Annotated in this window: 11 protein-coding genes; 4 read left to right on the top strand and 7 right to left on the bottom strand. The window is 55.4% G+C overall.

Annotated elements, in window-relative coordinates; genetic code table 11:
* The first annotated feature begins 11 nt into the window (after nucleotides 1-11).
* From rpoB to shiA, 3 genes are all read left to right on the top strand, one after another.
* A complete protein-coding gene (gene rpoB, locus ACN28R_RS17485; protein WP_095835068.1) occupies nucleotides 12-4,040 on the top strand; it encodes a DNA-directed RNA polymerase subunit beta in 4,029 nt (1,342 codons plus the stop codon).
* A gap of 92 nt (nucleotides 4,041-4,132) precedes the next feature.
* Nucleotides 4,133-8,356 (top strand): DNA-directed RNA polymerase subunit beta', encoded by a 4,224-nt coding sequence (gene rpoC, locus ACN28R_RS17480; RefSeq protein WP_048636582.1) that lies wholly within the window; start codon nucleotides 4,133-4,135, stop codon nucleotides 8,354-8,356.
* A gap of 110 nt (nucleotides 8,357-8,466) precedes the next feature.
* The gene (shiA, locus tag ACN28R_RS17475; RefSeq protein ID WP_236840151.1) at nucleotides 8,467-9,801 is read left to right on the top strand and encodes a shikimate transporter; all 1,335 of its coding nucleotides are present in this window, start codon (nucleotides 8,467-8,469) and stop codon (nucleotides 9,799-9,801) included.
* A gap of 52 nt (nucleotides 9,802-9,853) precedes the next feature.
* On the opposite strand, the gene ACN28R_RS17470 is transcribed toward shiA, so the two are convergent.
* Nucleotides 9,854-9,985, bottom strand: a complete 132-nt coding sequence (locus ACN28R_RS17470) for a DUF1127 domain-containing protein (protein ID WP_375153892.1) — start codon at nucleotides 9,983-9,985, stop codon at nucleotides 9,854-9,856.
* A gap of 228 nt (nucleotides 9,986-10,213) precedes the next feature.
* Here ACN28R_RS17470 and ACN28R_RS17465 point away from each other — a divergent pair, with 228 nt between their 5' ends.
* On the top strand, nucleotides 10,214-11,632 hold the full coding sequence (locus ACN28R_RS17465) for an aminotransferase-like domain-containing protein (protein WP_048636580.1): 1,419 nt from the start codon (nucleotides 10,214-10,216) through the stop codon (nucleotides 11,630-11,632).
* A 210-nt stretch (nucleotides 11,633-11,842) separates the two neighbouring features.
* Here ACN28R_RS17465 and thiH read toward each other — a convergent pair whose 3' ends face one another.
* Genes thiH through thiC form a run of 6 tightly spaced genes read right to left on the bottom strand, consistent with a single transcriptional unit; the run spans nucleotide 11,843 to nucleotide 17,301 of the window.
* Complete coding sequence (gene thiH, locus ACN28R_RS17460) at nucleotides 11,843-12,973, bottom strand: 2-iminoacetate synthase ThiH (protein ID WP_095835067.1); 1,131 nt, start codon at nucleotides 12,971-12,973, stop codon at nucleotides 11,843-11,845.
* Nucleotides 12,973-13,755, bottom strand: coding sequence for a thiazole synthase (locus tag ACN28R_RS17455; RefSeq protein ID WP_095835066.1), 783 nt, complete (start codon nucleotides 13,753-13,755; stop codon nucleotides 12,973-12,975). Before ACN28R_RS17455 ends, thiH begins: the two co-directional genes overlap by 1 nt.
* A gap of 1 nt (nucleotide 13,756) precedes the next feature.
* On the bottom strand, nucleotides 13,757-13,957 hold the full coding sequence (gene thiS / locus ACN28R_RS17450; RefSeq protein WP_048636577.1) for a sulfur carrier protein ThiS: 201 nt from the start codon (nucleotides 13,955-13,957) through the stop codon (nucleotides 13,757-13,759).
* A complete protein-coding gene (locus ACN28R_RS17445; protein ID WP_095835065.1) occupies nucleotides 13,954-14,703 on the bottom strand; it encodes a HesA/MoeB/ThiF family protein in 750 nt (249 codons plus the stop codon). Before ACN28R_RS17445 ends, thiS begins: the two co-directional genes overlap by 4 nt.
* Before the next feature lies 1 nt (nucleotide 14,704).
* The gene (gene thiE / locus ACN28R_RS17440) at nucleotides 14,705-15,355 is read right to left on the bottom strand and encodes a thiamine phosphate synthase (RefSeq protein ID WP_095835064.1); all 651 of its coding nucleotides are present in this window, start codon (nucleotides 15,353-15,355) and stop codon (nucleotides 14,705-14,707) included.
* Nucleotides 15,352-17,301, bottom strand: a complete 1,950-nt coding sequence (thiC, locus tag ACN28R_RS17435) for a phosphomethylpyrimidine synthase ThiC (protein ID WP_095835063.1) — start codon at nucleotides 17,299-17,301, stop codon at nucleotides 15,352-15,354. Before thiC ends, thiE begins: the two co-directional genes overlap by 4 nt.
* Nucleotides 17,302-17,340 lie beyond the last annotated feature (39 nt).

Raw genomic sequence — 17,340 nt, 5'->3', positions numbered from 1 at the left:
TGAGGAACCCTATGGTTTACTCCTATACCGAGAAAAAACGCATTCGTAAGGATTTTGGTAAACGACCACAAGTGCTGGACGTGCCTTATCTCCTTTCTATCCAGCTTGACTCGTTTCAGAAGTTTATCGAGCAAGATCCGGAAGGTCAGTACGGTTTGGAAGCTGCATTCCGTTCTGTTTTCCCCATACAGAGTTATAGCGGTAATTCAGAGCTGCAATACGTTAGCTATCGCCTGGGTGAACCGGTATTTGACGTTAAAGAATGTCAAATCCGTGGCGTGACATTTTCTGCGCCGCTGCGCGTCAAATTGCGCCTGGTGATTTACGAACGTGAAGCGCCTGAAGGCACCGTTAAAGATATCAAAGAGCAAGAAGTCTACATGGGCGAAATTCCGCTCATGACCGACAACGGCACTTTTGTGATCAACGGTACTGAGCGTGTTATCGTTTCTCAGTTGCACCGTAGTCCTGGTGTATTCTTCGACAGCGACAAGGGTAAAACCCACTCTTCAGGTAAGGTGCTGTATAACGCACGTATTATTCCTTACCGTGGTTCCTGGCTGGATTTCGAATTCGATCCGAAAGATAACCTGTTTGTCCGTATTGACCGCCGCCGCAAACTGCCCGCGACGATTATCCTGCGCGCGCTGGGCTACTCTACTGAACAGATCCTGGATTTGTTCTTCGATAAAGTTGTCTATGAAATCAATGGCAACAAATTGCAGATGGATCTGACGCCTGAGCGTCTGCGCGGTGAAACCGCTTCTTTCGATATTGAAGCGGATGGCAAGGTTTACGTTGAGAAAGGCCGCCGCATCACCGCCCGTCATATCCGTCAGTTAGAGAAAGACGGCATTGAGCGTATTGAAGTACCGGTTGAATATATCGTCGGTAAAGTACTTTCCAAAGATTACGTTGATGAAAGCACTGGCGAACTGATCGGCACTGCCAATATGGAGCTGTCGCTGGATCTGCTGGCGAAGCTCAGCCAATCCGGTCACAAGCGTATTGAAACGCTGTTCACCAACGATCTGGATCATGGCCCGTATATCTCGGAAACCCTGCGAGTGGATCCGTCTAGCGATCGTTTGAGCTCGTTGGTTGAGATTTACCGCATGATGCGTCCTGGCGAGCCGCCGACACGTGAAGCCGCTGAAACGCTGTTTGAGAATCTGTTCTTCTCTGAAGATCGCTACGACCTGTCCGCGGTCGGCCGGATGAAGTTCAACCGTTCTCTGCTGCGCGACGAAATTGAAGGTTCCGGTATCCTGAGCAAAGAAGACATCATTGATGTGATGAAAAAGCTCATTGATATCCGTAACGGCAAAGGCGAAGTCGATGATATCGACCACCTGGGCAACCGCCGTATCCGCTCCGTCGGTGAAATGGCTGAAAACCAATTCCGTGTTGGTTTGGTTCGTGTTGAACGCGCGGTGAAAGAACGTCTTTCCCTGGGCGATCTCGACACGCTGATGCCGCAGGACATGATCAACGCCAAGCCGATTTCGGCCGCGGTGAAAGAGTTCTTCGGTTCAAGCCAGCTGTCGCAGTTTATGGATCAGAACAACCCGCTGTCCGAGATTACGCACAAACGTCGTATCTCCGCCTTAGGCCCAGGCGGTTTGACTCGTGAACGCGCCGGCTTTGAAGTTCGAGACGTACACCCGACTCACTATGGTCGCGTATGTCCTATCGAAACGCCGGAAGGTCCGAACATCGGTCTGATCAACTCGTTGTCTGTTTATGCGCAGACTAACGAGTATGGTTTCCTGGAAACGCCTTACCGTCGTGTACGCGACAATGTGGTAACGGATGAAATCCATTACCTGTCTGCGATTGAAGAAGGCAACTTCGTTATCGCCCAGGCGAACACCAACCTGGATGAAGACGGCCATTTCATTGATGAATTGGTTACCTGCCGTAATAAAGGCGAGTCCAGCTTGTTCAGCCGCGATCAGGTTGAATATATGGACGTATCCACTCAGCAGGTGGTATCCGTTGGTGCTTCACTGATTCCATTCCTGGAACACGATGACGCCAACCGCGCATTGATGGGTGCGAACATGCAACGTCAGGCCGTTCCAACCCTGCGCGCCGATAAGCCGCTGGTTGGTACCGGTATGGAACGTGCGGTTGCGGTCGACTCCGGCGTAACGGCTGTCGCGAAACGTGGCGGTACCGTGCAGTATGTCGATGCGTCACGTATCGTGATCCGCGTTAACGATGATGAAATGTATCCTGGCGAAGCCGGTATCGACATTTACAACCTGACCAAATATACCCGCTCCAACCAGAACACCTGCATCAGCCAGATGCCGTGCGTGTCTCTGGGCGAGCCGGTTGAACGCGGCGACGTACTGGCCGATGGTCCGTCCACCGATCTGGGTGAACTGGCGCTGGGTCAGAACATGCGCGTAGCGTTCATGCCGTGGAACGGTTACAACTTCGAAGACTCCATCCTCGTCTCTGAGCGTGTGGTGCAGGAAGATCGCTTTACCAGCATTCATATTCAGGAATTGGCCTGTGTGTCTCGTGATACCAAGCTGGGGCCTGAGGAAATCACGGCTGACATCCCTAACGTGGGTGAAGCGGCGCTTTCCAAGCTGGATGAGTCTGGTATCGTTTATATCGGTGCGGAAGTGACCGGCGGCGATATTCTGGTTGGTAAGGTGACGCCAAAAGGTGAAACCCAGCTGACGCCGGAAGAGAAGCTGCTGAGAGCGATCTTCGGCGAGAAAGCATCCGATGTTAAGGATTCTTCTCTGCGTGTGCCGAACGGCGTTTCCGGTACGGTTATCGACGTACAGGTCTTTACCCGCGACGGCGTGGAAAAAGACAAGCGTGCGTTGGAAATCGAAGAGATGCAGTTGAAGCAGGCCAAGAAAGACCTGACCGAAGAGCTGCAAATCCTGGAAGCCGGTCTGTTTGCCCGTATCCATGCGGTGCTGGTTTCCGGCGGCGTGGAAGCGGATAAACTGGACAAACTGCCGCGCGAGCGCTGGTTGGAGCTGGGCCTGACTGATGAAGAGAAACAGAATCAGCTGGAACAGTTGGCCGAACAGTACGATGAGCTGAAGCACGAGTTTGAGAAAAAACTTGAAGCCAAACGCCGTAAGATCACCCAGGGCGACGATCTGGCGCCGGGCGTACTGAAAATCGTCAAGGTTTATCTGGCCGTTAAACGTCGGATTCAACCGGGTGACAAGATGGCCGGTCGTCACGGGAACAAGGGTGTTATCTCCAAGATCAACCCGATCGAAGATATGCCTTACGATGAAAACGGTACGCCGGTAGACATCGTTCTGAACCCGCTGGGCGTACCTTCGCGTATGAACATCGGTCAGATTCTGGAAACCCACCTGGGTATGGCGGCGAAAGGTATCGGCGAGAAGATCAACGCCATGCTGAAGCAGCAGCAAGAAGTGGCCAAGCTGCGTGAGTTCATTCAGAAAGCCTACGATCTGGGCGACGACGTACGCCAGAAAGTAGACCTGAACACTTTCTCTGACGAAGAAGTTATGCGTCTGGCTGAGAACCTGAAAAAAGGTATGCCGATTGCCACGCCGGTATTCGACGGTGCAAAAGAGAAAGAAATCAAAGAACTGCTGCAGATGGGCGGTATCCCGACTTCCGGTCAGATTACGCTGTACGATGGTCGTACCGGCGAGCAATTTGAACGTCAGGTCACCGTGGGATACATGTACATGCTGAAGTTGAACCACTTGGTCGACGACAAAATGCACGCCCGTTCTACGGGTTCTTACAGCCTGGTTACTCAGCAGCCGCTGGGTGGTAAAGCTCAGTTCGGTGGTCAGCGCTTCGGTGAGATGGAAGTGTGGGCGCTGGAAGCTTACGGTGCTGCTTATACCCTGCAGGAAATGCTGACGGTTAAATCCGATGACGTGAACGGCCGTACCAAGATGTATAAAAACATCGTGGATGGCAATCATCAGATGGAGCCAGGCATGCCGGAATCCTTCAACGTACTGTTGAAAGAAATCCGCTCGCTGGGTATCAACATCGAGCTGGAAGAAGAGTAATTCCAGCCCGTTGTGTCGCTGGCATTCGTCATAGGGGCATCTAAATTTCGGTTTAGATGCCTAACAGGTCTAACTCCGACAGGAGCCAATCCGTGAAAGACTTATTAAAGTTTCTGAAAGCGCAAACTAAAACCGAAGAGTTTGATGCGATCAAAATTGCTCTGGCTTCGCCAGACATGATCCGTTCGTGGTCTTTTGGTGAAGTTAAAAAACCAGAAACCATCAATTACCGTACGTTCAAACCAGAACGTGACGGCCTTTTTTGCGCCCGTATCTTTGGGCCGGTAAAAGACTATGAATGCTTGTGCGGTAAGTATAAGCGTCTGAAACATCGCGGCGTTATCTGTGAGAAGTGCGGCGTTGAAGTAACCCAGACCAAAGTACGCCGTGAGCGTATGGGCCACATCGAGCTGGCGTCTCCGACCGCGCACATCTGGTTCCTGAAATCGCTGCCTTCCCGCATCGGTTTGCTGCTGGATATGCCGTTGCGTGATATCGAACGCGTGCTGTACTTCGAATCCTATGTGGTTGTCGAAGGCGGCATGACCAATCTTGAGAAGCGTCAGATCCTGACTGAAGAGCAGTATCTGGATGCGCTGGAAGAGTTCGGCGACGAATTCGACGCCAAGATGGGCGCGGAAGCTATTCAGGCCCTGTTGAAAAACATGGATCTGGAACAGGAATGCGAACAGCTGCGTGAGGAGTTGAATGAAACCAACTCCGAAACCAAACGCAAGAAGCTGACCAAGCGTATCAAACTGCTGGAAGCGTTCGTGCAGTCCGGCAACAAGCCAGAGTGGATGATTCTGACCGTGCTGCCGGTGCTGCCGCCGGATCTGCGTCCGCTGGTTCCGCTGGACGGCGGTCGTTTCGCGACCTCCGACCTGAACGATTTGTATCGTCGCGTCATTAACCGTAACAACCGTTTGAAACGTCTGCTGGATCTGGCCGCGCCTGACATCATCGTACGTAACGAAAAACGTATGTTGCAGGAAGCGGTTGATGCGCTGCTGGATAACGGCCGTCGCGGTCGCGCGATCACCGGTTCCAACAAGCGTCCGCTGAAATCGCTGGCTGATATGATCAAAGGTAAGCAGGGTCGTTTCCGTCAGAACCTGCTGGGTAAACGCGTCGACTACTCCGGTCGTTCCGTTATCACCGTTGGTCCATACCTGCGTCTGCATCAGTGTGGTCTGCCGAAGAAGATGGCGCTGGAACTGTTTAAACCGTTCATCTACGGCAAGCTGGAACTGCGTGGCCTGGCCACGACGATCAAAGCCGCCAAGAAGATGGTTGAACGTGAAGAAGCCGTCGTTTGGGATATCCTGGATGAAGTTATCCGCGAACACCCGGTACTGCTGAACCGTGCGCCGACGCTGCACCGTTTGGGTATCCAGGCATTTGAACCGGTACTGATCGAAGGTAAAGCTATTCAGCTGCACCCGCTGGTTTGCGCCGCGTATAACGCCGACTTCGATGGCGACCAGATGGCCGTTCACGTACCGCTGACGCTGGAAGCCCAGTTGGAAGCGCGTGCGTTGATGATGTCCACCAACAACATTCTGTCTCCGGCGAACGGCGAACCTATCATCGTTCCTTCTCAGGACGTGGTATTGGGTCTGTACTACATGACCCGCGACTGTGTTAACGCCAAAGGCGAAGGCATGGTTCTGACCGGGCCGAAAGAAGCTGAACGCGTTTACCGCGCCGGCCTGGCTTCTCTGCATGCGCGTGTGAAAGTGCGTATTACGCAAGAGATCAAGAATATTGAAGGCGAAACCACGCATCAGACCAGCATCATCGATACGACCGTTGGTCGTGCGATTTTGTGGATGATCGTACCGAAAGGTCTGCCGTTCTCAATTGTGAACCAGCCGCTGGGTAAAAAAGCGATCTCCAAAATGCTGAACACTTGTTACCGCATTTTGGGTCTGAAGCCGACCGTTATCTTTGCTGACCAGATCATGTACACCGGTTTTGCTTACGCTGCGCGTTCCGGCGCGTCCGTAGGTATCGATGACATGGTTATCCCAGCGAAGAAAGCCGGGATCATCGAAGAAGCCGAAACCGAAGTGGCCGAGATTCAGGAACAGTTCCAATCCGGTCTGGTCACCGCTGGCGAACGTTACAACAAAGTTATCGATATCTGGGCTGCGGCGAACGAACGCGTCGCCAAGGCGATGATGGAAAACTTGTCTGTTGAAGACGTGGTTAACCGTGATGGTGTGGTTGAACAGCAGGTTTCCTTCAACAGCATCTTTATGATGGCCGACTCCGGTGCGCGTGGTTCCGCGGCACAGATTCGTCAGCTGGCGGGGATGCGTGGTCTGATGGCGAAGCCGGATGGCTCCATCATCGAAACGCCAATCACCGCGAACTTCCGTGAAGGTCTGAACGTACTCCAGTACTTCATCTCTACTCACGGTGCGCGTAAAGGTCTGGCGGATACCGCGTTGAAAACCGCGAACTCCGGTTATCTGACTCGTCGTCTGGTCGACGTGGCGCAGGACCTGGTGGTGACCGAAGATGATTGTGGTACTCACGAAGGTATCATGATGACGCCGGTTATCGAAGGCGGCGATGTTAAAGAGCCGCTGCGTGAACGTGTTCTGGGCCGTGTAACGGCTGAAGATGTTCTGAAACCGGGTACGGCGGACATTCTGGTTGCGCGCAACACTCTGCTGAACGAGCAATGGTGTGACCTGCTGGAAGAAAATTCCGTCGATGCGGTGAAAGTCCGTTCCGTCGTAAGCTGTGAAACCGACTTCGGCGTTTGCGCCAAGTGCTACGGTCGCGATCTGGCTCGTGGCCACCTGGTCAACAAGGGTGAAGCCATCGGGGTTATCGCGGCGCAGTCAATCGGTGAGCCTGGTACACAGCTGACCATGCGTACCTTCCACATCGGTGGTGCGGCATCGCGTGCGGCGGCGGAATCCAGCATTCAGGTGAAAAACAAAGGTAGCCTGAAGCTGAATAACGCCAAGTTCGTGGTCAACAACAACGGTAAACTGGTTATTACTTCGCGTAATACCGAACTGAAGCTGATCGACGAATTCGGCCGCACCAAGGAAAGCTATAAAGTGCCTTACGGCGCGGCGTTGGCGAAAGGCGACGGTTCTGAAGTTAACGGCGGCGAAACCGTTGCTAACTGGGATCCGCATACCATGCCGGTTATCAGTGAAGTGAGCGGCAGCATTCGCTTTACCGATATGGTCGACGGTCAGACGATTACCCGTCAGACCGACGAACTGACCGGTTTGTCTTCCATCGTGGTTCTGGACAGCGCGGAACGTACCGGTAGCGGTAAAGATCTGCGTCCGGCACTGAAGATTGTTGACGATAAAGGCGAAGACGTATTGATTCCAGGTACTGATATGCCTGCTCAATACTTCCTGCCGGGTAAAGCGATTGTCCAGTTGGAAGATGGCGTGAAGATCGGCGCGGGTGATACCCTGGCGCGTATTCCTCAGGAATCCGGCGGTACCAAGGATATTACCGGTGGTCTGCCGCGCGTTGCCGACCTGTTTGAAGCGCGTCGTCCGAAAGAACCGGCAATCCTTGCTGAAATCAGCGGGGTTATCTCGTTCGGTAAAGAGACCAAAGGCAAGCGTCGTCTGGTGATTACGCCGCTGGATGGCAGCGATCCGTATGAAGAGATGATTCCGAAGTGGCGTCAGCTCAACGTGTTCGAAGGCGAACGCGTAGAACGCGGCGACGTGGTTTCCGATGGTCCGGAATCACCGCACGACATCCTGCGTTTGCGTGGCGTACATGCGGTAACGCGTTACATTACCAACGAAGTTCAGGAAGTTTACCGTCTGCAGGGCGTTAAGATTAACGATAAACATATCGAAGTTATCGTTCGTCAGATGTTGCGTAAAGGCACCATCGTTAACGCGGGCAGCACGGAATTCCTGGAAGGCGAGCAGGCAGAAATCTCTCGCGTCAAGATTGCCAACCGTCAGTTGGAAGCGGATGGCAAGATCACGGCGACCTTCAGCCGCGATCTGCTGGGTATTACCAAAGCATCTCTGGCGACCGAGTCCTTCATTTCTGCGGCTTCGTTCCAGGAAACCACGCGTGTTCTCACTGAAGCGGCCGTTGCCGGTAAACGTGATGAACTGCGCGGCCTGAAAGAGAACGTTATCGTTGGTCGTTTGATCCCGGCGGGTACCGGTTATGCGTACCACCAGGATCGTATGCGTCGCCGTCAGGCAGGCGAGGCGCCGGTCGTGCCTCAGGTCAGTGCTGATGAGGCATCTGCCAACCTGGCTGAATTGCTTAACGCTGGCTTCGGTAACAGCGACGACGAATAATCGTTGCTAAGCACCGTATAAAACCGCTCCTGTGGGGCGGTTCCGTTGCTAAAAGCCCTGGCCGCTCAAGCCGGGGCTTTTTGTTGTACCAGATAGACAGCGAGACAGACATGGATTCCTCGACAACATCAATATCATCATCGGCGGCCAGCGTTGCCACTCAACCGGTTTCTGGACGAGCCCGACGGGCGGCGTGGGGCAGTTTTATCGGCGCCGTGGTGGATTGGTATGATTTTTTGCTTTACGGCATTGTGGCCGCATTGGTGTTTAATATTGAGTTTTTCCCTCAGATCAGTCCTGCCATGGGTACGCTGGCGGCATTTGGTACGTTTGGGGTAGGTTTTTTGTTCCGGCCGCTGGGCGGCATTGTATTCGGTCATTTCGGCGATAAGCTGGGCCGCAAACGCATGCTGATGATTACCGTTTGGACGATGGGGTTGTCTACCGCGTTAATTGGTTTCTTACCGACTTTTGCAACCATCGGCTGGTGGGCGCCGGTGCTACTGGTGATATTGCGCGCCATTCAGGGGTTTGCCGTCGGCGGCGAATGGGGCGGCGCCGCGCTACTGGCGGTGGAAAACGCACCTAAAAAGAAAAAAGCGTTCTACAGCAGCGGGGTACAGGTCGGTTATGGCGTGGGTCTATTGCTGGCGACGGGGTCGATTTCTCTGGTCAGCCACCACACCACGAATGAGGAGTTTATCAATTGGGGTTGGCGTTTGCCGTTTTTATTCAGCGTCGTACTGGTGGTGATCGCCTGGTGGATTCGCTCCGGGATGGAGGAGTCCCAGGAGTTTGAGGCCAGTAAGAAACAACAGGGAAAAGCGGAAAAACCCCGTTCGTTTCCGATTGTCGAGGCATTGCGTGAACACCCCAAGGCATTTTTGCTGATCATCGCCCTGCGCTTAGGGGAACTGCTGACGATGTATATCGTCACGGCTTTTGCGCTCAATTACTCCACTGCTAATTTGGGGATGCCGCGGGAACTCTTTCTCAACATTAGCCTGCTGGTTGGTGGGATAAGCTGCTTGTCCATCCCCTTCTTTGCCCGGCTGGCCGATAGTTTTGGCCGGCGGCGGATTTATGTCACAGGCGCGCTCATCGGCGCCGCCAGCGCTTTTCCTTTCTTTATGGCGCTGGAAGCGCACGCCAGCCTGTGGATACTGTTTTTTGCCATCATGCTGGCCAATATCGCTCACGATATGATCGTCAGCGTACAGCAGCCGATGTTTACCGAACTGTTCGGTACGGCGTACCGCTATAGCGGCGCCGGCGTTGGCTATCAGGTCGCCAGCGTCGTCGGCGGCGGTTTTACACCGTTTATCGCGGTGTTGCTGGTGGAAGTTTTAGGCGGCTCCTGGCACGGTGTGGCAACTTACCTTGCTGTGGGTTGCCTGCTGTCGGCCGTTGTCGGAATGCGGATGAAGCCACAACCGCTGGACTGATAAAACAGAGCCGATACAGTTCTGTATCGGCTCATAAACCGGGTGCCGCGCGCTAAAGGCGATCTATATCGTCGCGTGTCAACCCGATATCCTTCAGCCTTTCATCACTCATGCGCAGCAATGACCTACGGGTTTGCACTTTGAGCCGCCACGTTCTCCATTTCTGATAGAGCCGTATCAGCATTGACCACCGCGAGGATCTACCGGACGTCGGTTGCGCGTGTTTGGTCTGATTTTCCATGTTTCCCCCTTGGCTGATTGCTTTGCACTATGATGCGGGGGAACGCTGATTCGATACAGATTCAGGAAATGCATTTTTTTAACATACAGATTGTGTGATATTGCATCTGAATGGTATTTTTTACCTTAATCTGTACTGGTTATGTCTTTAATTATGTGTGAGGAGCGATACATGACGCGTTACCAACATCTTGCTTCCTTACTGGCGCAGCGCATCGAACAAGGCTTGTACCAAAACGGTGAACGTCTGCCATCGGTCAGGGCATTGAGTCTGGAACACGGCGTCAGTATCAGTACCGTCCAGCAGGCTTACCATCTGCTGGAAGCCCGGCAGCTTATTTCGCCGCGGCCACGCTCGGGGTATTTTGTGGCATCCCGCAAGGCTACGCCGCCGGTTCCAGAGTTGACTCGTCCGGCTCAGCGGCCGGTTGAGATCACCCAGTGGGAGTCCGTGCGCGAGTTGTTTAACGACGGCCCCGAAAACAGCGCGTTCAACTTTGGCAGCGGGATGCCGGATGTGGGCCAGTCAACGGTGAAACCGCTGTGGAAAGCGATGGGCCGTCTGTGTCAGCGTCAGGACGCGCGGGTGTTGACGTATGATTGTATGTATGGCATGCCAGAACTGCGTGAGCAGGTGGCTCGTCTGGCGCTGGACAGCGGTTGCCTGCTGACGGTGGACGATATCGTGATCACCACCGGTTGTCAGGAAGCGTTGTTCACCGCGGTGCGTGCGGTGTGCCAGCCCGGCGATATCGTGGCGGTTGAGTCGCCGACGTTTCCCGGCACCATGCAGATTCTGCGTGGATTAGGGATTAAAGCGATTGAGATCCCGACCTGCGCCGTCACCGGTATTAGTCTTGATGCGCTGGAGCTGGCGTTGGAGCAGTGGCCGGTCAAAGCCGTGCTGCTGGTGCCGACCTGCAATAATCCGCTGGGATTCACGATGCCCGATAAGTACAAGAAAGAGTTGGTCATACTGGCTCAGCGTTTCGATCTCGCCATTATTGAAGACGATGCCTATGGCGAGTTGACCTATGACTATCCTCGTCCACGAACCATTAAATCTTTTGATGAAGATGGCCGGGTATTACTGTGCAGCTCTTTTTCCAAAAGCCTGGCGCCGGGCCTGCGTGTGGGTTGGATAGCGCCGGGCCGTTACCTTGATCGCGTTGTGCATACTAAATATACCGGTACCGGCTATACGGTTTCGCATACGCAGCTGGCGGTGGCCGAGTTTATCCGGCAGGGTCACTATCAGCCCCACCTACGACGTATGCGCATGCAGTATAAGTGCAATCTTGACGTATTTACCTGCTGGGTACGCCACTATTTTCCCTGCGGCATTTGCGTCAGTCGTCCACAGGGCGGATTTCTGGTATGGATTGAGCTGCCGGAGTCTTTTGACTCGCTGCGGCTCAACTGTGAGGTGCGTAAGTCAGGTATTCAGATTGCCGCCGGATCGCTATTTTCGGCCTCGGGAAAATACCGCAACTGTCTGCGACTTAACTACGCCTTGCCGTTCACTGACGAAATGGGCGAAGGACTGCGTATCCTGGGGGAAACGGTCAGCCGGATGATGAACGTATCTTAATGGCGCTGCGGTTAGGGAAGGGCCGATACGGTTAAGGATAAAACCCGTATCGGCCGGTTGGTATGCAGAGCGGCAAGCGGTAAACGCTCTGGCCGGACGAAAGGCCGACGCCGCTAACTTACTCATCGGGATGCATCTTGACGATCGCCTATTGCGCGTTTTGCCAGGCGCCATCCAGAGAGATTTCCTCCGATGTTCAGCGTTTCCCGCCTAGTGCGAACCTCGTCCCAAATAGCCATCCCAGTCCTTCCATACCGGCTGTAGCCCGGCCTGAATTATCGCCTGAGCAACCTCTTCCGGCCGGCGGGCATCATGCGGCGAGAACTGTTCCAATTCGGGATGATTATCGGCGTAGCCGCCCGGCTGCGTTTTCGAAAAAGCGCTGACGTTGTTTATCGCGATGGGCACCATATGATCGCGGAAGAAGGAGGATTCCCGGGTGGACAGCGATAGCTCGATGTCCGGCGACAGCAGGCGGAAAGCGCAAATCACCTGCATCAGTTGCGCTTCATCCATTATCGATGCCGGTTCGATGCCGCCGGCGCAGGGGCGCAGCCGGGGGAATGAAATGGAATAGCGGCTTTGCCAGTAGGTTTGCTGCAGATAAAGCAGGTGTTCCGCCACCATATAACAGTCGGTTCGCCAACTGTCCGACAAACCGATCAAGGCGCCGATGCCGATCTTATCGATCCCGGCGCGGCCTAAGCGATCCGGCGTGGCCAGCCGCCAGTAAAAATCCTGTTTTTGTCCGCGCAGATGGTGGTGTTGATAAGTTGCCGGATGGTAGGTTTCCTGATACACCATCACGCCGTCTAACCCCAGCGTTTTCAACTCGGCATACGCCTGCTGCTCCAGCGGTTGCACTTCGATCATCAGCGAACTGAAATGCGGACGGATCAGCGGAAAGACTCGGCGGAAGTAATCCATTCCCACTTTTCGCTGATGTTCGCCGGTTACCAGCAGCAGGTGATCGAACCCCAGCTTTTTGATTGCCGCGCATTCACGCAGGATCTCCTCGTCATCCAGCGTTTTGCGCTTGATGCGGTTGCTCATGGAGAAACCGCAGTAACTACAGTCGTTTGAGCAGAGGTTGGAGAGGTATAGCGGTACGTAGAACCCCACCGTATTGCCGAATCGTTGACGAGTGAGCTGCTGCGCCCGCTGCGCCAACGCCTCCAGGTATGGTGCGGCGGCGGGGGAGATCAACGCCATAAAGTCTTCCCGGTCTGGACGCGCCGCGCCGAGCGCCCGCTCAACATCCCGAGTGGTTTTGCTATTAATCCTCAGGGTCAGGTCATCCCAGTCGAGCTGTTGCCAGACGGTTTGAAAGTCGTTTTCCATCAGATAGCTCCTTCCGTTTGCTGGTGCAGAAAACCGGTCAGCGGGCTGGTGGCGCTGGCGATGTACTGTTTATTTCCCAGTCCGGCCTGATTCGCCAGCGCGCCGGCTTCCACCGCGATCCTGAATGCCTGCGCCATCTTTACCGGATCGCGGGCGACGGCAATGGCGGTATTGACCAGTACGGCGTCCGCCCCCATTTCCAATGCCTCCGTGGCGTGGCTGGGCGCGCCGATCCCGGCGTCCACCACCACGGGAACGCGCGCCTGCTCAATGATGATGCGCAGGAAATCGCGGGTTTGCAGCCCCTGATTGGAGCCGATTGGCGAGCCTAACGGCATGACGGCGGCGCACCCCGCCTCTTCCAGCCGTTTGCACAGCACCGGGTCTGCTCCGCAATAGGGCAGCACGACAAAGCCGTCTTTGACCAATCGCTCGGCGGCTTTCAAGGTTTCGAGCGGATCGGGGAGCAGATATTTCATATCCGGATGGATTTCCAGTTTCACCCAATGCGTGCCCAGGGCTTCACGCGCCAGTTGGGCGGCAAACACCGCTTCATCGGCTGTTTTGGCGCCGGAAGTGTTCGGCAACAGCTTGATACCCAACTGGCGTAGCGGAGCGAGGAGCGCATCGTTGCCGCCTTTCAGGTCAACGCGTTTCATGGCCATGGTGACCAGTTGTGAACCGGAAGCGTGCAGGGCCGCCAGCATGATTTCAGGCGTGGCGAATTTTCCGGTGCCGGTTAGCAGCCGGGATGTAAAAGTTGTATCGGCAATTTGCAGCATGTCATCCTCCCGCGATGGCCTGAAAAAGCAAAATATCATCCCCGTCCTGAATCTGATGCTGAGTCCAGGCGTCACGTGGGATAATGGTCTGATTGATGGCCAGCGCCGTACCGGGTTGCAGGCGGTTTAACTGTGTCAGCAGCGCTTCGACGGTCAGTGCGTCCGCCAGCTCGATAGTCTGGTCGTTTAGGGTAATTTTCATGCCGGCTCTCCACAGACCGGGCAATGGGCCGCGCGGGTGAGCTGCAGGGTGTTCCAGCTTTGTTGTTTTCCATCGAACAGCCGCAGCTTTCCACTCAGCGGCGAAGGCAAGCCGGCCAGTAGTTTGATCGCTTCCAGCGCCTGTAGCGTGCCGATGACGCCGACGACCGGACCGAGCACGCCCGCCGTGCGGCAATTACGCCGCGGCTCTGCCGCATCGGGATACAGACAGGCGTAACAGCCCTGATGGTAAGGGGGCGTCAGTACCAGCAACTGTCCGCTGAAACCGACCGCGCTGCCGCTGATCAGCGGTTTTCCGGCATGAACACAGGCGGCGTTAACGGCGTGGCGGGTTTCCATATTGTCGCTGCAATCCAGCACCACATCGGCGCGGTTAACCGCCTGATACAGCGCTTCGCCGCCGAGTCTCTCAGTCAGGGCGACGATCTCCGCGTTTGGGTTTAATGCCTGTAGCTGCCGTTGCGCCAGTTCAGCCTTGGGTTTGTCTACATCAGCCGTGCGGTAAAGAATTTGCCGCTGGAGGTTGGTCAGATGCAGCCTGTCATCATCCGCCAATAGCAGCGTGCCGACGCCGGCTGCGGCCAGATACATCGATGCGGGGGCGCCTAGTCCGCCTAGCCCTACCAGCAAAACGCTGGCGGACTTGAGCTTCTCCTGGCCCTCCGGCCCAATGTCTTCCAGCAGAAGCTGGCGGCTATAGCGCAGAAATTCTTGGTCGCTTAACACATTACACCTCCCGCTTTTCAATCATACGGAGCAATGCCGCGGTGGCCTGGCGCCAGTCCGGCGCCTGGGTGATTGCGCTGACCACGGCAATGCCGCCGACTCCGCTGGCCAATACCGCGGGAACCCTCTCCAGACTGATGCCGCCGATAGCGACGGTTGGGAAGCGCTCCCCAAGCTCCGCCACATGGCGGGTCAGCTCGGCGATTCCCTGAGGCGCCGAGGGCATCTCTTTGGTCTGCGTGGGGAAGATATGCCCCAGTGCGATATACGAAGGGTTGATGGCTATCGCGCGCGCCAATTCCCGATCGTCGTGGGTGGAAACGCCGAGGCGCAGGCCGGCCTGTTTAATGAGGGAGAGATCGGCCGTGTCCAGATCCTCCTGCCCCAGATGAACGCCATAGGCCTGATGTTTTACCGCCAGCCGCCAGTAGTCATTGATAAACAATCGGGCCTGGTAATGGCGGCCTAATGCGATGGCCTGCATAACGTCTTGTTCGACCTGTTGATCGGTACGATCCTTGATACGCAGTTGGATCGTTTTAACGCCCGCGCCGAGCAGCCGTTCAATCCAGGTTACGCTGTCCACCACCGGGTAGAGGCCGAGCCGGTGCGCGGTGGGGGCAAAGGGGGTCGTTGTCTGAGCGGTTGTCATTTGCTCTCCTCCGTTTGCAGGCTGGTGGCACTGTGGTAAAGCTCGCCGCCGCGGGACCGAAACGCCTCCGACATTTGCGCCATTCCCACTTCGATCGGTTTGGCTTCGGCTTCCTGCCGCGCCGCGTAATCACGAACCTCCTGCGAAATTTTCATCGAGCAGAACTTCGGTCCGCACATGGAGCAGAAATGGGCGACCTTGCCGGATTCCTGCGGCAGCGTGGCGTCGTGGTAGGCGCGAGCGGTTTCGGGATCGAGCGACAGATTGAACTGATCTTCCCAGCGAAATTCGAAGCGCGCTTTGGACATGGCGTTATCGCGGATTTGCGCGCCGGGGTGGCCTTTCGCCAGATCGGCGGCGTGGGCGGCGATTTTGTAGGTAATCAGTCCCTGCTTTACATCCTCTTTGTCAGGTAACCCGAGGTGCTCTTTGGGCGTAACGTAGCAGAGCATGGCGCAGCCGAACCAGCCGATCATCGCCGCGCCGATACCCGAGGTGAAATGGTCGTAACCGGGAGCGATATCGGTGGTCAACGGGCCAAGCGTATAGAACGGCGCTTCATGGCAGTGTTCCAGCTCTTCCGTCATATTGCGGCGGATCATCTGCATCGGCACATGTCCCGGCCCTTCAATCATGACCTGTACATCGTATTCCCAGGCAATTTTGGTCAGTTCCCCCAGCGTATGCAGTTCGGCAAACTGCGCTTCATCGTTGGCATCCTGAATCGAGCCGGGGCGTAAGCCGTCTCCTAACGACAACGCGACGTCATACGCGGCGCAGATTGCACAAATATCGCGGAAATGTTCATACAGAAAGCTCTCCTGATGATGCGACAGACACCACTTCGCCATGATTGAGCCGCCGCGGGAGACGATGCCGGTCAGCCGTTTGGCGGTCATGGGGACATAGCGCAGCAGCACGCCCGCGTGAATGGTAAAATAGTCGACGCCCTGTTCCGCCTGCTCCAGCAGGGTATCGCGGAACATCTCCCAGTTCAGGTTTTCCGCCACGCCGTTAACTTTTTCCAGCGCCTGATAAATGGGAACCGTGCCAATCGGCACCGGGCTGTTGCGCAGGATCCATTCGCGGGTTTCATGAATATAACGCCCGGTGGACAGATCCATCACGGTATCCGCGCCCCAGCGGGTTGACCACACCAGCTTCTCCACTTCTTCCTCGATGGAGGAGGTCACAGCGGAATTACCGATGTTGGCGTTCACCTTCACCAGAAAATTGCGGCCGATAATCATCGGTTCGGATTCGGGGTGGTTAATATTGGCTGGAATGATGGCGCGGCCGGCGGCGACCTCCTGACGCACAAACTCCGCAGTGATGTTCTCCGGCAAATTGGCGCCGAAGCTCTGGCCGGGGTGCTGCTGGCGTAACACTTCGCCTCGAATGCGTTCGCGCCCCATATTTTCACGTATCGCGATGAATTCCATTTCCGGGGTGATGATGCCTTGACGGGCATAGTGCAGTTGGGTCACGCATTTTCCCGCTTTGGCGCGGCGGGGACGGGGCAGGTGTTCGAAACGAAGATGGTCGAGTCCGGCATCCGCCAGGCGCTGTTGGGTGAAATCGGAACTGACGCCGGGCAGCGTTTCCGTGTCGTTACGTTCGGCAATCCAGTTCGATCGCAGCCGGTTGAGTCCGATACGCACATCCGGGCATAAAGCCGGATCGCCGTACGGACCGGCGGTGTCATAAACTGGGATCGGTTCATTGTCGACGTACTGCGGATTATCCTTACTGCCGCCGATTAGCGTCGGGCTGAGCTCGATCTCGCGCATTGGGATACGGATATCTTCACGCGGACCGGTGAGGTAAATACGTTGGGAATTGGGAAATGCCATGCCCTGCAATGTATCAATGAATTGCTGGGCGGCGGCTCGTTGCTCACGACGGTTGGTTTTGGGCGATGTTGCGCGCGATTTTTCTGTAGACATAGCAAGTTCCTATAACACGTAAAGGGAAAATTGCTTGTC

The organism is Brenneria goodwinii (assembly GCF_002291445.1).
GTDB classification, from domain to species: domain Bacteria; phylum Pseudomonadota; class Gammaproteobacteria; order Enterobacterales; family Enterobacteriaceae; genus Brenneria; species Brenneria goodwinii.
The sequence above is the reverse complement of the archived record's forward strand: the minus strand, read 5'-3'. Positions and strand labels throughout refer to the sequence as shown.